We start from the raw sequence: 15,571 nt of genomic DNA on the forward strand, positions 1-15,571 counted from the left end.
GGATCAGAGCCAAACTCGCGATATGAGAGACAAGGCCGCACTGACATCACTCAGTGCGGCCTTGTTTTGTTATGACGCTCACTCTTGGCGGACATGCTGGCCTTTGTTTGAAAACCTTCTGCGGGCTTCTACCTAAAGGACTGGGAGGCGTATGCGCGCGTGGGGCAGGATCCATGACTGTAGTTTCTGTCGGGAGGCGGTCAGGCGCCCCGTTCGATACAACAGGGGAGACCATAAGATGACAGTGACCATAGCTGCGGCCAAAGCCGCGCTGATCTCTATTCCGCTGCTCTTGAGCGCCGGTGGGGCTGCGCTGGCACAGGACACCAGCATGAGCTTTTTCGTGACCAGCGTCGGCTCAGGAAAAGGCGGCGATCTCGGCGGACTGGAGGGAGCAGACGCACATTGTGCCAGCCTCGCCGAAGCGGCCGGTATCACGGGCAAAACCTGGCGCGCCTATCTCAGCACACAGGAAGAGGGCAAGCGCGGGACTTCAGCGCGTGACCGGATTGGCAGCGGTCCATGGCACAATGCCAAGGGCGTACAGATCGCGGGCAATCTGGATGAGCTGCATCTTAGTCCCAATATTGTCAAATCCACTGGGCTGGATGAGAAGGGTAATCTGGTGAACGGCCGGGGTGATCGCCCGAATGTGCATGATCTGCTGACCGGCACCATGGCGGATGGCACCGCTTATTTCCCGTGGATGGAGGGCGATAAGACCTGTAGCAATTGGACCAGTTCCGGTGAGGGCAGTGCCACGGTCGGACATCATGATCGCCATGGTGGCGGCAATACATCTTGGAACGCGGCCCATGACACGCGTGGCTGTTCGATGGAAGCTCTTGCCATGACAGGTGGCGCCGGACTGTTTATGTGCTTTGCCACGAACGGCGGCTAAGGGCGGATCACGAACCTGAAAACACAAAAGGCGCCCAAGGGCGCCTTTGCATATTTGGTCGGAGCGAGAGGATTCGAACCTCCGGCCCCTGCCTCCCGAAGACAGTGCTCTACCAGGCTGAGCTACGCTCCGACCGTGGCGCGGAATTACACGGCAGGGCTTGGATATGCAAGCCCTATTCCGCCGGATTATCCTCGCTTTGCCGTTTCAGCATGAGTGATACATTGGTGCCGCCCGCAGTATATCCACGGCTCCGGGTGCGCAGAACCGGAGTATTGTCGGAGCGCCCGCCAAAGGCTTCACGCAGCACAATAAAAATGCCGCTGGCGATGATGATGGCAGCACCGACCAATGTCATTAAATCGACCTTTTCGTTGAAAAGAACCACGCTGAAGATGGTGGCCCAGATGATCTGGGAATACTGCATTGGGGCGACGATCGCCGCCTCGCCGATGGTATAGGCGCTGACTGTCAGCAACGTCGCGCAAAACCCAAACAGGGCCACAATCGCGATGCCGCCGAAGGTCACACCTTCCAGTGGGACATAGACCAGCGGCAGTGCCAACCCCATGACGGCAAAGGTCATCAGCATCGGATAAATCATCAGTACGACCCGGCGCTCATCCGCGCTGATTTTGCGCAGAACAACCGACTGAAAAGCGGCGCAGAAAGAGGCAAAAAGCGCTGCCGCATGACCGAGGCCAAAGCTGGTCGCACCGGGGCGCAGCACCACCATCACGCCGATAAAGCCGACCACGACCGCCGCCAGTCGCGGCAGACCGACGCGTTCGCCCAAGATCGGGATCGACAGCAGGGTGATCAGCAGCGGCGTGGCAAAAAGCAACGCATAGGTTTCCGCCAGCGGCAGTTCGGAAAATGCATAAAAGGCACTTGCAGGGATCACAGCCATGGTTGCCGACCGCGCGGCCATCCACCAAGGGTGGACCGGGCGCAGATGGCCGGGGGTCGCATCCTTGATCAGCATCAAAACCAGTAGCGGAAAGGACAACAGGCTGCTGAAGAACACCAACTGAACCGGTGACACATCCGCGCCGAGGATCTTGACCACCACATCATGGGTGGAAAAAATCGCATAGGCCAAGAGGGCAAGCAAAGCGGCTTTTATGTTCATAGGGTCATCCGGGTCGGCGCAAAAATACGGCAGATGGCCTGCACTATAGCGCTAACACTGTCAGGGAAATACTAAAAAAGCCGTCAGTTGTCGCGGATCGAACCGTCAGTCCACGCGCGCAATCTGGGCTGTTGCCTGCCAGGTCTTAGATCGGTCTGAGCAGGATGCGGCGGGGCCATTGGTGGCCCGCACCGCGATTATATACCGAAGCCCTTAGAGGCTGGCGTCGAGGGCGGCGATGATCACATCGCCCATTTCAGACGTGCTGATCGGCGAGACGCCTTCTTCGCCCAACAGATCGCCGGTGCGGTGACCATCAGCCAGAACCTGCTCCACCGCAGTTTCCAGACGGTCCGCCTCGGCCCCCTGATCAAAGCTGTAGCGCAGCGCCATCGCAAAGCTGAGGATACAGGCAATCGGATTTGCCTTGCCCTGACCCGCGATATCCGGCGCGGAACCGTGTACCGGCTCATACAGTGCCTTGGGTCGGCCGTTTGCCATCGGCGCGCCGAGCGAAGCAGACGGCAGCATGCCCAGAGAGCCGGTCAGCATTGCGGCACAGTCGGACAGGATGTCGCCAAAGAGGTTGTCGGTGAGGATCACGTCAAACTGCTTGGGCGCGCGCACCAGCTGCATCGCGCCATTGTCGGCATACATGTGGGACAGCTCGACCTCTGGGTAGTCGGCGGAGACGCGGGTTGTGACTTCGCGCCACAGGATGCCGGACTCCATCACGTTGGCTTTTTCCATCGAACAGAGTTTTTTGTTCCGGCGCATGGCCAGTTCAAACGCAGACCGTGCGGCGCGTTCGATTTCACTCTCTGTATAGCGCTGGGTATTGATGCCGACGCGCTCATTGCCTTCTTCGAAGATGCCGCGTGGTTCACCGAAATAGACACCCGAGGTCAGTTCGCGCACGATCATGATGTCGAGACCGGCAACGATGTCCTTCTTCAAGGAAGAGAAATCCGCCAGCGCGTCAAAGCATTGCGCCGGGCGCAGGTTGGAGTAGAGATCCATCTCCTTGCGCAGACGCAGAAGGCCGCGTTCCGGTTTGACGGAGAAGTCGAGATCGTCATACTTGGGGCCGCCCACGGCGCCCAACAGAACCGCATCGACTTCTTGTGCCTTCTCCATGGTCTCATCGGCCAGCGGTTTGCCGTGCACATCGTAGGCGGCACCACCAACAAGATCCTCGCTCACATCGAACTGTAGATCGCGCTTTTCGCCATACCAGGTGATGACCTTGCGGACCTCGGCCATGACCTCGGGGCCGATCCCGTCGCCGGGCAGAATCAGAATCGATGGGTTGGACATATGGGTACTCCTTGAAAGCGTTGCAGCCGGGGTAACGGCACATCGCTCTTGGGTCAATGTTCCGGGCGCAGATAGCGGCTGATCGCTTTGTTTTTATGGCTGAGAGGGCGGTTTTCGCGCCATCTTGTTGCTACAGAACAGCTACGGAATTTGCAGATCTGTCCAGACCAGCGCATGACGGCTGGCAGGGCGGTCCGCGTCGCCGTCTCTGGCCGGGATGTTAGCAGGCCATATCAGCCCTGACGCAACAACCTGCAACGCTTGTGAGGGCAGGACGTAGTCGACACGCATCGGACCGGATGTGCCCCAGTTGACGGTATCTGTGTGTCCTGCACTATCCCGTGGTCGTGGGTCTTGCAGGCGCGGATCGCGGAGCAGATCGGCGATGGCCGCGCGGCGACCGGCGCCTTTCTCCGGGTCGAGGTTGGCCCCGCCAACGATGACCCATGGGTCGGCTGGTATGGGACCAAGCCCGCCATCCAGCAGGATCTGCCAAAGCCTGATTTCGTCTTGGTTGCGCAGTCCGTTGCGGTCTTCCGGCCCGTCAAACAGCGGGGGTGTTGCCTGAAATGCCAGAACTGACAGCGGCTCACCACTGGGCAGCAGGACAGGGACAACCCAGTGCCCGGTTGTCGACAGGCGCTGAGCTGCCAGCGCGTCACGGCTAGGGAAGGGCGTACCATCGGGGTGTGTTGGCAGCGTGGCGCCGGGTAGATCCTGCCAGAGCAACGCAGACAGTTCTCTCACGTCATCGCGCAGAATGGGCAGCCGAGAGAGGATGGCCATGCCGTCCTGGCCGGTGAACCGGCCATAGCCCTGTGCATCCCGCGCGGTGCCCAAACGCCCATCGCCGTCCATGTCGTGCCCGGTCTGCATGCCAGTATTGGGCCGCGCGGCGTAGATATGACCATAACTGGGGATGCGTTTGGCCAGGAGGTTGCGTAGTTCGGCCAGGCTGCGACCTTCGTAGTCCCAATCAATCCCCTGCAAGACAAGTACATCGGCGTCGGCCTCGGTGAGTGTTTGCAAAATGGCGGCTATCTGCGGATCCTTGCCGCGTTGCAGATCCCGCAACAACAGGCCGGGTCCCTTGCGGGACAGCTCCGTATTGAAGCTGGCGATGCGCAAGGTCTTTGCAGGGTCCGCGTCGGCAGGGTTGATCAATGGAAGGAGAACGGCCAGCAGGAGCGAGGCCAGCGGTCTCATGCGGTTTGCAATGCCTCTGAACTGGCATAGGCGGCACGGCGCTTCTGGGCGATCAGATCTGAAATCCGCAGCATTGCAAGCCCACGCATGATCATCGACGCAGGAACAAAGGCCCAGGCCGAAACGACCCAGACCAGGGTCTGCGGGGCCGCCAGCAGGCTAGGGTCCACGACACCGGAGGTGAGCTTCACCATCGCAGGCAGCGCGAAGGGCAGAAGCACGCCACCAACGATATTGATCCGGGCATCCCGTTGCAGCCGTTCAACCACATCGCCGCCGGTCGTCGGGTCGAAGAGAGGCAGGTTGGTCCAGACATTGAAAGGCCCATTACTGAGCGGCCAGTCCCGAAGCCGGATCGCCAGCGCAAAACCAAGGATGGTGATGAGGGCAATCATATAGCTGAGCGCCGCTGCCGCCATCACCTGTGAGATAAGATCTGGCGCCACATGGGCGGGCATCATCAAACCGGTCAGCTGGATCGGGGAAAACGCGAAATCAAGTGTGTCGCCCAGCCCTGAGGCCAATTCATGCACCAGAGAGGTGAGGGCAGTTGCTTCCATTGGATGGCGGGCCACCAGGCTGACCAGAATGACGATCAGGGCCAGCGATATGAACCGCATTCTGTTCAGCGGAGGAGCCTCGCGAAACTCCACGAAACTTGGATAGCTTGAGAAATACTCGGCGAAGGTCAGTGCTGCGGCGAGGATGGCAAGCAGGGCGATCACCTCGGGTGACCGTGTCGCTGCATCCGGCAACAACAGCGATGGCATTGCAATCAGCAATGCAACAAAGATGCCGCGGATGGCCGCGCCTGTAATCCGTGCTATCACGCCTCGATCCCTTCAAACTGGACTGGCCGGTGCATTGCCGTGCCGTTGTTCCAACTTGATGCCCGCATGCATTTCTTGGTGAAATGTCTCTGCTGAGCGCTGCCTCATTTCCGCCTTATTTGTGCCTGTCAGCGGGATATTGCTCAAGTTCGCACCAGAGTTTCAGCAGGGTTTTGTGTGTTTTGGGTGGTAGGGTGGTGCTGGTTTGCATCAGTGATCGTGGCTGCGTGTGAGTAAAAACAAGGGTTTATGCGGGGGTCCACAATATGTTGTGGGAGAGCCGCGCAACTGGGATAGTGGGGGTCAGGGCAGATTTCGGCGCAGGTCAGTCGCCTGCGTGCTGCTCGCGGTTTGGTTGGAGACTGGGATGATCCCTCACATTGCAGAACGCTACATCAGATTCGCGCAATGGGAGGCCGCAGGTCGGTCGCCCATCTATGAGAGGCTGGCGCTGCATGTGGCTCACTCGCAAAACTGTCTCGGCTTTCTGTCGGCGTTGCCTGCGGATCGTCAGCAACCCAATTTGCTGTTTGCGGCAGTGCGCCACGTTGCAGGCAACATTTCCGGTCCGGAAGCATTTGACAGGGTCATCCACGACCAGGCCGAGGACGTTGCCGCGGTAATGCGAAGACGGACGACGCAGACGAATGAGCCGGGACGCTGTGCTGTCTTGCTGCCCCTTTTGGCACAGATCACTGGGCCGATCGCGCTGATTGAGGTGGGCGCCTCCGCTGGTCTGTGCCTGTTGCCAGATATCTATGGGTACGATTGGGGCGATCATAAGCTGCCCCCACCGCCGGAGTTTGCAGGTTGTGCCCCGATATTTCAGTGCAGCGCGTCACCGGGTACACCGCGACCGATGGCGCACCCTGATATTATCTGGCGGGCGGGGCTGGATCTGAACCCTCTTGATGTCAGTTGTGATGCTGACGTGGCTTGGCTGGAACAGTTGGTCTGGCCTGAGCATCAGCTGCGCCTCGGTCGGCTGCGGTCTGCGATTTCGGTCGCAAAGCACTGTCCGCCACATGTGGTCTCCGGAGATTTGATGCAGGATTTGCCTGCGCTGATCGCTGAGGCACCGGGCAATGCAACCGTTGTCATCTTTCACACCGCAGTTCTGACCTATGTCGCCGATCAACAGCAGCGGGATGCCTTCGCCAAGCAGATGCTTGAGAGTGACGCAATCTGGATCAGCAACGAGGGGCCGCGCGTCTTCCCTCAGTTTTCTGCCCGTGCAGGTCAGCCTCGGGACGATATGTTCCTACTTATGCAGAATGGCCAGCCCTTGGCATGGACCGGCCCGCATGGGCAGCAGATCGCGTGGCTGTCTGCAACTGGAGCATAGCCTCACGACAAAAAAGCCGCCCATGGGGGCGGCTTTTCGCGGCGTTATCAAAGGTTACCTGATGTCGGGTCAGACCCAGGGGCGCTCTTGCGCAGCCTTGTCTTCAAAGCTGGCGATAGAGGCGGATTTCTCCATGGTCAGACCAATGTCGTCGAGCCCGTTCAGCAGGCAGTGCTTTTTGAACGCGTCGACTTCGAAGGAGATTACCTCACCATCGGATGTGGTGATTTCCTGCGCTTCCAGATCGACAGTCATGCGCGCGTTTGCGCCTTTTTCCGCGTCCTTCATCAGCAGATCCACCTGCTCTTGCGGCAGGACAATTGGCAGGATGCCATTCTTGAAGCTGTTGTTGAAGAAGATGTCGGCAAAGGATGTCGACACAATGCACTTGATGCCAAAGTCGGCAATCGCCCAAGGCGCGTGTTCGCGCGAGGAGCCGCAGCCAAAGTTGTCGCCCGCGATCAGGATCTCTGCATCGCGGTACTGCGGCTTGTTCAGCACGAAGTCCGCAATCTCGGTGCCGTCGCGGTTATAGCGCATCTCGTCGAACAGGTTCTTGCCGAACCCGGTGCGCTGAATGGACTTCAGGAACACCTTCGGGATGATCATGTCGGTGTCGATATTGACCAGCGGCATGGGGGCAGCGATGCCTTGGATTTTTGTGAATTTTTCCATTTTGCTGGCTCCTTAGTTCAGCTCGCGCACATCGGTCAGCTTGCCTGTCAGGGCAGCAGCGGCAGCCATGGCAGGGGACACCAGATGGGTGCGACCCTTGTAGCCCTGACGACCTTCGAAGTTCCGGTTTGAGGTTGCGGCACAGCGCTCGCCTTCGGACAGCTGGTCGGGGTTCATCGCCAGGCACATGGAGCAGCCCGCAAGACGCCATTCAAAACCGGCGTCCTGGAGGATCTCGGCAATGCCTTCTTCCTCAGCTTGGGCACGGACCAAACCGGAGCCCGGAACGACCATGGCGCGCATACCGTCCTTGACCTTCTTGCCCTTCACGACCTCAGCCACGGCGCGCAGGTCTTCGATGCGGCCGTTGGTGCAGGAGCCGATGAAGACGGTATCGATCTCAATGTCGGTCAGCTTCTGGCCGGGAGTGAGCCCCATGTATTCAAGCGAACGGCGGGCCGCCTCAACCTTGCCGCCGGTGAAATCCTCAGGTGCGGGCACCACACCGGTGATCGGCAGCACGTCCTCAGGGCTGGTGCCCCAGGTCACAACCGGCTGGATGTCTTCGCCCTTCAGCGTGACGACTTTGTCGAAGTGGGCGCCTTCGTCAGTGAACAGGGTTTTCCACCAGGTCAGGGCGGCTTCCCACTGGGCACCTTTCGGAGCGTGCGGGCGGCCTTTGACATACTCGAAAGTGGTCTCGTCCGGGGCGATCAGACCGGCGCGGGCGCCGCCCTCAATGGCCATGTTGCAGACGGTCATGCGGCCTTCCATCGACAGATCGCGGATCGCTTCGCCGCAATACTCGATGACATAGCCGGTGCCGCCTGCGGTGCCGGTCTCGCCGATCACGGCCAGGGTGATGTCCTTGGCGGTCACACCCGGCTTCAGCTTGCCGGTGATCTCCACCTTCATGTTCTTGGACTTCTTCTGGATCAGCGTCTGGGTGGCCAGCACGTGCTCCACCTCCGATGTGCCGATGCCATGCGCGAGCGCGCCAAAAGCACCGTGGGTGGCGGTGTGGCTGTCGCCGCAAACCACGGTCATGCCGGGCAGGGTCCAGCCCTGTTCGGGGCCGACAATGTGCACGATGCCCTGACGAACGTCATCCACCGGGTAGTAATGCACGCCGAATTCGCGGGCGTTCTTGTCGAGCGCTTCGACCTGGATGCGGCTTTCCTCGTTCTCGATGCCTTTGGCGCGGTCAAGCGTGGTCGGCACGTTGTGGTCCGGCACCGCGATGGTTTTGTCGGGCGCGTGTACCTTGCGACCTGCCATGCGCAGGCCTTCGAACGCCTGCGGGCTGGTCACTTCGTGAACCAGATGGCGGTCGATATAGAGCAGGCAAGTGCCGTCCTCGGCTTCATGCGCAACATGCGCATCCCAGATTTTGTCGTAAAGCGTCTTGGGGGACATGAGTCCTCTCCCGTAGTTTTTGGAATGTAGCTGGCAAAATGGCTTGGCGGCAGCCTTATAGCCGCGCCAGGACCGTGCGGGCGGCACCAAAGAACCGTTCGCGCAGGCGTGCGCGGTCTTGCAGCTCGATATGATGGGCCAAAACGAGGGTCATGGCTGTCAGATACATCCGCTGGGCGTGGCAATCAAGATTCGTTCTGAAACGCAGTCAACAGTATGGTCGCACTTGGAATTGCGATATCACCCAAAGTCGCGCCTTGATTGGAACCTGAAGGCGCGTCAGACTCGCAAACAAAAGGGAGCGTCATGGATCCGGACGAACAGATCGAGACCAAAGATGCGCTGGCCGAAAGCACGGCTGAGGCAATTGAGCTGGGGCAGCAGCTGTGGGATTTCCTGACCAACACGGCGGAGGTTCTGCTGCGCCCCTGGAATGCCTATCAGCTCGGGATCGCAGTCGGCCTGTTGGTCCTGGCCGCGGTGTTGGCCAAACCCATCGCAGGGGCTTTTCATGATTGGCTGCGTGGCCGCACCGGCTGGCCGCGTTGGCGTATGCGGGCAGGGCTGGTCTTGCACAGGCGTATTCGTGGCATCCTTTTTGTTTTGCTGATCTGGACCACGGTTTTGATCATGCAGGATATCACTTGGCCCAGCCGATCACGCCTATTGGTGGTGATCGCAAACCTGTCTCTGGCCTGGCTGATCGTGTCCTTTGCGACGCGGCTGGTAGCCAATCCCCTGCTGCGAAAGCTGGTAAAATATGGCGCCTGGATCTGGGTCACCCTACGCATCCTCGGCATTACAGCTGAAGCAACGGCGTTTCTCGACAGTGTGGCGATTGATTTCGGGGATTTGCGCATCTCGCTGTTCTTGATCGTTCAGGCGGTGGTCATTCTGGGTGTCATGCTCACGCTGGCGCGTGCGATTTCATCCGTTGCCGCGAACCGGATCCGCAACAATCCGGATATCTCACCGTCAATGCAGGTGCTTGGTGCCAAGCTGGCGCAGATCCTGCTGCTTGGCGGTGCCTTCTTTATTGGGTTGAAGGCGATTGGAATAGACCTGACGGGCCTTGCGGTTCTGTCTGGTGCCATTGGTGTCGGTCTTGGTTTTGGTCTGCAGAAAGTTGTGTCCAATCTGGTGTCAGGCCTCATCATCCTGCTGGATAAGTCCATCAAGCCGGGGGATGTGATTTCGCTGGGCGAGACCTTTGGTTGGATCAATTCCCTTGGCGCGCGCTATGTGTCTGTGGTGACACGCGATGGGCGCGAATACCTGATCCCGAACGAGGATTTCATCACCAATGAGGTGGTCAACTGGTCCCATACCGACCGATTCGTACGGCTGGATCTGAAGTTTGGCACCGGCTACAGCGATGACCCGCATGAGGTGCGCCGTGTCGCGATTGAGGCGGCCAAAACCGTGGGGCGTGTGCTGAGTGGCGGCAACCGGGCGCCGGTCTGTCACATCGTCGGATTTGGGGACAGCAGCGTGGACTATGTGCTGCGGTTCTGGATCAGCGATCCGACCGGCGGGCTGACCAATATTCGCGGCAATGTCTATCTGGCGCTCTGGGACGCCTTCAAGGAGGCCGGAATCTCGATCCCCTTCCCGCAGCGGGAGGTGCGTGTGCTGAACGAGGCCTTGCCGGTGGCGATGCAGGACTGAGACGCGTTCTGGCACGGCAGGAGGCAGTTACATTGTCATTTCACGCTGATCTTACGCCTGCGCGGCGCGCATAGCAGCCGGCCGTCAAGGTTCATTGAAAAACCGCATATGGCTTGCTACATTAAGTCAACCCCAGCGCCGGGGGACCGGCGGCGCGTTACAAGGAGGACAATGTCCTGTCACCCGAACCTCAGGCGGCCCCAGATGCTGGCCGCGGAGTGGCCGTAATGGCTACCAAATCACAGCCAACCAGCGATGAGCTGCTGGCGCGTGTTCTTTCCTCGCTGAATGACGACAAGGCTGAAGATGTCGTGCAGATCGACCTGCGCGGCAAAACGGCTATTGGCGATCACATGGTTATTGCCTCGGGTCGCTCCACCCGTCAGGTGGCGTCTATGGCTGAAAAGCTGGCTGACCGCCTGAAGCAGGACTACGGCATGGTCTGCAAGGTCGAAGGCAAAGACACCGGCGACTGGGTGCTGATCGATACCGGCGATATCATCGTCCATCTGTTCCGTCCGGAAGTGCGCGAATTCTATCAGCTCGAAAAAATGTGGCTGCCTGCGGGCACGTCACCTGCCCAGAGCGAGAACTGATCCCCAGATCGGATCCGGTTCCATCAGATCGGCCCGTGCAGAGCGTAGTATGCGCCTGGCGCGGGCCTGTATCGAAAGTGTCCTCATGAAAGTTCATTTCTGTGTGGTCGGGCGGCTGCGGGCCAGCCCGGAAAAGCAGTTGATCGACGACTATATTGAGCGCTTCGACCGCACGGGCCGGGCCCTTGGTCTGGGCCCTTGTCGCATTGTCGAAGTCGAGGACAAGAAAAACGCAGGCATGGCCGCCGAGGCGGAGCTGCTGCGCAAGGCAATCCCCAAGGGGGCTGTCATCTGCACATTGGACGAACGCGGCAAGCTGCTGAGTTCGCCTGATTTCTCAAAACGCCTTGCCGATTGGCGCGATACCGGTCGCCAAGATGTAGCCTTCGTGATCGGGGGAGCGGATGGGATTGATCCCAGCTTGCGTGCTGAGGCGGATTTCTCAATCTCACTGGGCAAGATGGTCTGGCCACATATGCTGGTGCGGGTGCTGTTGGCAGAGCAGATCTATCGCGCCGCCACTATTCTTGCAGGCAGCCCGTATCACAGAGTCTAGCCTAAGGGCTCCGCAGCAGAGCTGTGCCATCGATGGCGTCAGCAGGAGGAGCAGGCAAGAGGCAGCACATAGGTTGCTTCGGACCAGCCATCGACATTGCAGCGGGCCTGGATCAGCACTGTGTCCAATCCCTTCGGTATTGCCACACCAGCCAATGACCGGGTGAAGGGCTGTTCGGTTACATGCGGATGGGCAAGTTCACGCAGGCCGAGCACATTGCCGTTGGTGTCCAGCACTCGCCAGCCGTCCGCATAATGGTCCCAGCCGCTGTCCGGGTGGGTGAGTGTGACACTGATACGCCAGCTGTCGCCCGTCTGCTGCGCGGTCGCGTCGGCTATCTGCGGATCATCAGCCAGCGCCACTGCGGGCAGCCAAATCAGAGAGAGAAGAGTGATGCATCGGATCATGGCCCGAGTATAGGCGTGACGTGCATTTCGTCGCTGTCACATCTGCGTGTTGCCCCGATCGGTACTTGTGGGAGTGTTTGGCGCAGGTGGCGTCGTATTTGCGGGTACACGTTGCAATATGCTGCGAGATTGTGAGGCAAACTCGCGGCGGTAGAGCACCGCAAAGGTCACAAGGCTGGCTGCAATCAGCGCCCAGGAGCCGATCAGCCAAGCCACGGCGGCAAGGGCGAAATAGGTGGATCGCATGGCGCGGTTGAAACTGCGTGCCGCGGTGATACTGAGATCCGCGGCCTGACTGGCGCGCGGGTATGCACGTGCGTCTGCGTCGGTGTTGGGCACCGCCGCCATCAGCACAAAACAATAGCCGAACAGCCGGTGCGCCCAGACATATTTCAGAAAAGCGTTTGACAGCAACAACAGCACCATCAGGATCTTCACATCCCAGACAAAGGCGGGGGCGCTTTCCAGGCTCAGGTCCTGCGCGACCCCGGCCAGTTGATCTGTATTGCCAATCAGCGCAAGCCCGCCGCCTATCGCGATCATTGAGGCAGAGGCAAAGAACGCACTGCCTTGCCGCAGGTTTGCGATCAACTGCGCGTCGAAGATCCTCGGATCGCGTTGCACCATCTGAATCATCCAGGCATGCCGGAACTCAGCCATCAGGCCAGAGACGGAAGGATGCTCTGCCGTGGCGTTTTCGATGCGCCATCCAATGCCAAGCCAGCACAGGATCAAAAGCACGCAGGCTGCCAGATCAGCGGGCGAAAACAGGGCGATACGATCGAGCAAGGTCATGTACTGATCCTAGCTGTGGAACAGCGGACTTGCCAGTTGTGAAAATTGGTAATATTAGTTTACCAAATATCGCATCCACAGGAGAGCCCCATGGACATGCCCATCCCAGATCAGACAGTGCTGTCACAGAAGGCTGAGCTGGCATCGCGGCTTGCGGCGGTCTTGCCGGATGATGCGCTGGTTCAGGACCCGACGGAGACTCGCGCCTATGAATGCGACGCGCTGACGGCATATAAATGCCCGCCAATGCTGGTTGTCCTGCCGCGCACGACCAAGGAAGTTTCCGATGTGCTGCGGATCTGCCATGCGGCTGGTGTTCCGGTGGTGCCGCGCGGCGCGGGTACTTCGCTTGCCGGTGGCGCTCTGCCGACAGCTGATTGCGTGATCCTTGGTGTCGCGCGGATGAATGCTGTGCTGGAGACGGACTACGACAACCGCATTATCCGGGTGCAGACCGGGCGCACCAATCTGAGCGTGTCAGGTGCGGTTGAGGAGGAAGAGTTTTTCTATGCGCCGGATCCGTCGTCGCAGCTGGCCTGTGCAATTGCCGGCAATATTGCGATGAACTCGGGCGGTGCCCATTGTCTGAAATATGGCGTCACCACCAACAACCTGATGGGGGTGACCATGGTGATGATGGATGGCTCCGTTGTGGAAATAGGCGGCGCCCACCTGGATGCTGGTGGGCTGGATCTGCTGGGTGTGATTTGCGGCAGTGAGGGACAGTTGGGGGTGGTGACCGAGGCCACCCTGCGCATTCTACGCAAACCCGAAGGGGCGCGCCCCGTGCTGATTGGCTACGACAGCAACGAAGTCGCCGGTGCCTGTGTCAGCGATATCATCAAGGCAGGTGTGCTGCCGGTCGCGATTGAGTTTATGGACCGCCCTTGCATCGAGGCCTGTGAAGCCTTCGCCAAGGCGGGCTATCCGATGTGCGAAGCCCTGCTGATCGTCGAGGTCGAAGGCAGCGATGCGGAAATCGACCACCAGTTGCGGTTGATCACCGAGATCGCCCGCTCCCATAATCCGGTGGAACTGCGCGAGGCCCGCGACAGCGATGAGGCGGCTCGCATTTGGCTGGGCCGGAAATCAGCCTTTGGTGCGATGGGGCAGATCAATGACTACATGTGTCTGGACGGCACGATCCCTGTCACGTCATTGCCCCATGTGCTGCGTCGCATTGGAGAGATGAGCCAGGAATTTGGCCTGGATGTCGCCAATGTGTTCCACGCGGGCGATGGCAATATGCATCCTTTGATCCTGTTTGATGCCAACAAACCCGGCGATCTGGAAACCTGTGAGGCTTTTGGTGCTGAGATTCTGAAACTCTGTGTGGAGGTCGGAGGCTGTCTGACAGGGGAACATGGTGTCGGGATCGAGAAGCGCGATCTGATGCTGGATCAATACGGCGCTGCGGATATCGAGGCACAGCTGCGGGTGAAGGATGTGTTCGATCCCAAGTGGTTGCTGAACCCGGCCAAGGTTTTCCCCCTCTCGACCACGCAAAGCCGTCGAACCCCGGCAGCGGCCCCCCTGTGACCGTGGCCCATGGCAGACCCTGTGCGGGTCTGCAGCGGGGGCTTTGCCCCCACGACCCCCAGAGTATTTTGGAAAGGTGAAAGAATGACACCTCAGAGCGAGGCCGAGCTGGCCGAAATCATCGCAGGGGCAACAGCGCCTCTGGCTGTCAACGGCGGAGGCACCCGTGGTCTGTCGATGGGCGGTGAGACGCTCAGTGTGGCGGGTCTCAATGGCGTCACACTTTATGAGCCCGGCGCCCTGACACTGGTTGTGCAGGCGGGCACATCGGTGGAGGAGGTGCAGGCGCTGCTGGCGGGGGAAAATCAGCGTCTGGCCTTTGAGCCGATGGATCATCGCGGGCTGCTTGGAACCACAGGAACGCCAACCATGGGCGGGGTGTTTGCTGCCAATATCTCTGGCCCCCGGCGTATTCAATGCGGCGCGGCGCGGGATTTCCTGCTGGGGGTGCGTTTTGTCGATGGGCGCGGCGCGGTGCTGAGCAATGGCGGCCGGGTGATGAAGAACGTGACCGGTTACGATCTGGTGAAGCTGATGGCCGGCTCTCATGGCACTCTGGGAGTGTTGAGCGAGGTATCGCTGAAGGTGCTGCCGTGTTCGGAGGCCTGCGCGACGGTGACGGTGCATGTGGCGGATCTGGGGTTGGCGGTTGCTGCGATGTCGATGGCACTCGGCTCGCCCTATGATGTGACCGGCGCGGCGTATGATCCGGCTTTGGCCACGGTTCATATTCGGGTCGAGGGGTTTGAGGCCTCCGTCACTTATCGCGCAGAGGCCTTGAAAGAGGCGCTGGGTCGATTTGGAGAGGTGAGCCTTGCCCTCGGCGCCGGGGATGCCTTGTGGGATGGGATCCGCGATGTCGCGGCGTTTCATGACCAGCCTGGCGACGTCTGGCGAATTTCGGTCAAACCGTCGGATGCGATTGCGCTGGCGCCTGCGTTGCAGGCGGAGGGCTTGCTGTTCGACTGGGGCGGAGGGCTGATCTGGGCGCTGGTTCCGGCAGGGAGCGATCTGCGATCCCGGCTGACCGTGCCGGGTCATGCGACCTTGGTGCGCGCCAGCACGCAGACACGGGCTGAGCTGGGCCAGTTCCAGTCACAACCGGGGCCACTCGCTGCGATATCTGAGGGGCTGCGGCGCCAGTTTGACCCGCACGGCATTCTTAATCCGGGACTGATGGGGTAGACG

Annotated in this window: 16 protein-coding genes and 1 tRNA gene; 7 read left to right on the top strand and 10 right to left on the bottom strand. The window is 59.9% G+C overall.

Going from position 1 to position 15,571, the window contains the following annotated elements; all coding sequences use genetic code 11:
• Nucleotides 1–238: 238 nt before the first annotated feature.
• Entirely contained in the window at nucleotides 239–901 is a 663-nt protein-coding gene (locus OO25_RS15840) for a hypothetical protein (protein WP_040181111.1), read from the top strand.
• A gap of 55 nt (nucleotides 902–956) precedes the next feature.
• On the opposite strand, the gene OO25_RS15845 is transcribed toward OO25_RS15840, so the two are convergent.
• The 5 genes from OO25_RS15845 to OO25_RS15865 all read right to left on the bottom strand — a co-directional run bounded on the left by OO25_RS15845 (nucleotide 957) and on the right by OO25_RS15865 (nucleotide 5,386).
• Nucleotides 957–1,033: transfer RNA gene (locus OO25_RS15845), tRNA-Pro, on the bottom strand.
• Between the two features lie 43 nt (nucleotides 1,034–1,076).
• Nucleotides 1,077–2,033 carry a DMT family transporter gene (locus tag OO25_RS15850; protein WP_040174536.1) on the bottom strand — a complete coding sequence of 319 codons (957 nt, stop codon included), beginning with the start codon at nucleotides 2,031–2,033 and terminating at the stop codon, nucleotides 1,077–1,079.
• Between the two features lie 213 nt (nucleotides 2,034–2,246).
• Complete coding sequence (leuB, locus tag OO25_RS15855) at nucleotides 2,247–3,350, bottom strand: 3-isopropylmalate dehydrogenase (protein WP_040181112.1); 1,104 nt, start codon at nucleotides 3,348–3,350, stop codon at nucleotides 2,247–2,249.
• A 141-nt stretch (nucleotides 3,351–3,491) separates the two neighbouring features.
• Nucleotides 3,492–4,556: an endonuclease/exonuclease/phosphatase family protein gene (locus OO25_RS15860; protein ID WP_040181113.1), complete on the bottom strand. Its 1,065-nt coding sequence runs from the start codon at nucleotides 4,554–4,556 to the stop codon at nucleotides 3,492–3,494.
• Nucleotides 4,553–5,386, bottom strand: a complete 834-nt coding sequence (locus OO25_RS15865; protein WP_040181114.1) for a hypothetical protein — start codon at nucleotides 5,384–5,386, stop codon at nucleotides 4,553–4,555. The genes OO25_RS15860 and OO25_RS15865 overlap by 4 nt, the downstream gene beginning before the upstream one ends.
• Before the next feature lie 367 nt (nucleotides 5,387–5,753).
• On the opposite strand from OO25_RS15865, the gene OO25_RS15870 reads away from it, so the two are divergent.
• Nucleotides 5,754–6,731 carry a DUF2332 domain-containing protein gene (locus OO25_RS15870; protein WP_040181115.1) on the top strand — a complete coding sequence of 326 codons (978 nt, stop codon included), beginning with the start codon at nucleotides 5,754–5,756 and terminating at the stop codon, nucleotides 6,729–6,731.
• A gap of 69 nt (nucleotides 6,732–6,800) precedes the next feature.
• Here OO25_RS15870 and leuD read toward each other — a convergent pair whose 3' ends face one another.
• The 3 genes from leuD to OO25_RS15885 are packed head-to-tail and all read right to left on the bottom strand — an operon-like array spanning nucleotide 6,801 to nucleotide 8,976.
• Nucleotides 6,801–7,406: a 3-isopropylmalate dehydratase small subunit gene (gene leuD, locus OO25_RS15875; protein WP_040181116.1), complete on the bottom strand. Its 606-nt coding sequence runs from the start codon at nucleotides 7,404–7,406 to the stop codon at nucleotides 6,801–6,803.
• 12 nt (nucleotides 7,407–7,418) lie between these two features.
• Nucleotides 7,419–8,822: a 3-isopropylmalate dehydratase large subunit gene (leuC, locus tag OO25_RS15880; protein ID WP_040174522.1), complete on the bottom strand. Its 1,404-nt coding sequence runs from the start codon at nucleotides 8,820–8,822 to the stop codon at nucleotides 7,419–7,421.
• Between the two features lie 55 nt (nucleotides 8,823–8,877).
• A complete protein-coding gene (locus tag OO25_RS15885; RefSeq protein ID WP_241770621.1) occupies nucleotides 8,878–8,976 on the bottom strand; it encodes an isopropylmalate isomerase in 99 nt (32 codons plus the stop codon).
• Nucleotides 8,977–9,128: 152 nt separating this feature from the next.
• On the opposite strand from OO25_RS15885, the gene OO25_RS15890 reads away from it, so the two are divergent.
• From OO25_RS15890 to rlmH, 3 genes are all read left to right on the top strand, one after another.
• Nucleotides 9,129–10,490, top strand: a complete 1,362-nt coding sequence (locus OO25_RS15890) for a mechanosensitive ion channel family protein (RefSeq protein ID WP_040181118.1) — start codon at nucleotides 9,129–9,131, stop codon at nucleotides 10,488–10,490.
• Nucleotides 10,491–10,717: 227 nt separating this feature from the next.
• Nucleotides 10,718–11,086: a ribosome silencing factor gene (gene rsfS / locus OO25_RS15895; RefSeq protein WP_024095960.1), complete on the top strand. Its 369-nt coding sequence runs from the start codon at nucleotides 10,718–10,720 to the stop codon at nucleotides 11,084–11,086.
• Nucleotides 11,087–11,171: 85 nt separating this feature from the next.
• On the top strand, nucleotides 11,172–11,642 hold the full coding sequence (gene rlmH, locus OO25_RS15900; protein ID WP_040174860.1) for a 23S rRNA (pseudouridine(1915)-N(3))-methyltransferase RlmH: 471 nt from the start codon (nucleotides 11,172–11,174) through the stop codon (nucleotides 11,640–11,642).
• Between the two features lie 38 nt (nucleotides 11,643–11,680).
• Here rlmH and OO25_RS15905 read toward each other — a convergent pair whose 3' ends face one another.
• Complete coding sequence (locus OO25_RS15905) at nucleotides 11,681–12,049, bottom strand: hypothetical protein (protein ID WP_040181119.1); 369 nt, start codon at nucleotides 12,047–12,049, stop codon at nucleotides 11,681–11,683.
• Between the two features lie 36 nt (nucleotides 12,050–12,085).
• Nucleotides 12,086–12,844 (bottom strand): DUF599 domain-containing protein, encoded by a 759-nt coding sequence (locus OO25_RS15910; RefSeq protein ID WP_040174514.1) that lies wholly within the window; start codon nucleotides 12,842–12,844, stop codon nucleotides 12,086–12,088.
• 90 nt (nucleotides 12,845–12,934) lie between these two features.
• On the opposite strand from OO25_RS15910, the gene OO25_RS15915 reads away from it, so the two are divergent.
• Together OO25_RS15915 and OO25_RS15920 are read left to right on the top strand one after the other, a co-directional pair.
• Entirely contained in the window at nucleotides 12,935–14,383 is a 1,449-nt protein-coding gene (locus OO25_RS15915) for an FAD-linked oxidase C-terminal domain-containing protein (protein WP_040181121.1), read from the top strand.
• Nucleotides 14,384–14,467: 84 nt separating this feature from the next.
• Nucleotides 14,468–15,568, top strand: a complete 1,101-nt coding sequence (locus tag OO25_RS15920) for an FAD-binding protein (RefSeq protein WP_040181122.1) — start codon at nucleotides 14,468–14,470, stop codon at nucleotides 15,566–15,568.
• The last annotated feature ends 3 nt before the right edge of the window (nucleotides 15,569–15,571 follow it).

Source organism: Phaeobacter sp. S60, from assembly GCF_000826845.1.
In the GTDB taxonomy this organism is placed as follows: domain Bacteria; phylum Pseudomonadota; class Alphaproteobacteria; order Rhodobacterales; family Rhodobacteraceae; genus Phaeobacter; species Phaeobacter piscinae.

Bases quoted from the DNA above. Each gene is read 5' to 3' on its own strand.
- OO25_RS15840 (WP_040181111.1), top strand. From the start codon at position 239: ATGACAGTGACCATAGCTGCGGCCAAAGCCGCGCTGATCTCTATTCCG.
- OO25_RS15850 (WP_040174536.1), bottom strand. From the start codon at position 2,033: ATGAACATAAAAGCCGCTTTGCTTGCCCTCTTGGCCTATGCGATTTTT.
- leuB (WP_040181112.1), bottom strand. From the start codon at position 3,350: ATGTCCAACCCATCGATTCTGATTCTGCCCGGCGACGGGATCGGCCCC.
- OO25_RS15860 (WP_040181113.1), bottom strand. From the start codon at position 4,556: ATGAGACCGCTGGCCTCGCTCCTGCTGGCCGTTCTCCTTCCATTGATC.
- OO25_RS15870 (WP_040181115.1), top strand. From the start codon at position 5,754: ATGATCCCTCACATTGCAGAACGCTACATCAGATTCGCGCAATGGGAG.
- leuD (WP_040181116.1), bottom strand. From the start codon at position 7,406: ATGGAAAAATTCACAAAAATCCAAGGCATCGCTGCCCCCATGCCGCTG.
- leuC (WP_040174522.1), bottom strand. From the start codon at position 8,822: ATGTCCCCCAAGACGCTTTACGACAAAATCTGGGATGCGCATGTTGCG.
- OO25_RS15885 (WP_241770621.1), bottom strand. From the start codon at position 8,976: ATGACCCTCGTTTTGGCCCATCATATCGAGCTGCAAGACCGCGCACGC.
- OO25_RS15890 (WP_040181118.1), top strand. From the start codon at position 9,129: ATGGATCCGGACGAACAGATCGAGACCAAAGATGCGCTGGCCGAAAGC.
- rsfS (WP_024095960.1), top strand. From the start codon at position 10,718: ATGGCTACCAAATCACAGCCAACCAGCGATGAGCTGCTGGCGCGTGTT.
- rlmH (WP_040174860.1), top strand. From the start codon at position 11,172: ATGAAAGTTCATTTCTGTGTGGTCGGGCGGCTGCGGGCCAGCCCGGAA.
- OO25_RS15905 (WP_040181119.1), bottom strand. From the start codon at position 12,049: ATGATCCGATGCATCACTCTTCTCTCTCTGATTTGGCTGCCCGCAGTG.
- OO25_RS15910 (WP_040174514.1), bottom strand. From the start codon at position 12,844: ATGACCTTGCTCGATCGTATCGCCCTGTTTTCGCCCGCTGATCTGGCA.
- OO25_RS15915 (WP_040181121.1), top strand. From the start codon at position 12,935: ATGGACATGCCCATCCCAGATCAGACAGTGCTGTCACAGAAGGCTGAG.
- OO25_RS15920 (WP_040181122.1), top strand. From the start codon at position 14,468: ATGACACCTCAGAGCGAGGCCGAGCTGGCCGAAATCATCGCAGGGGCA.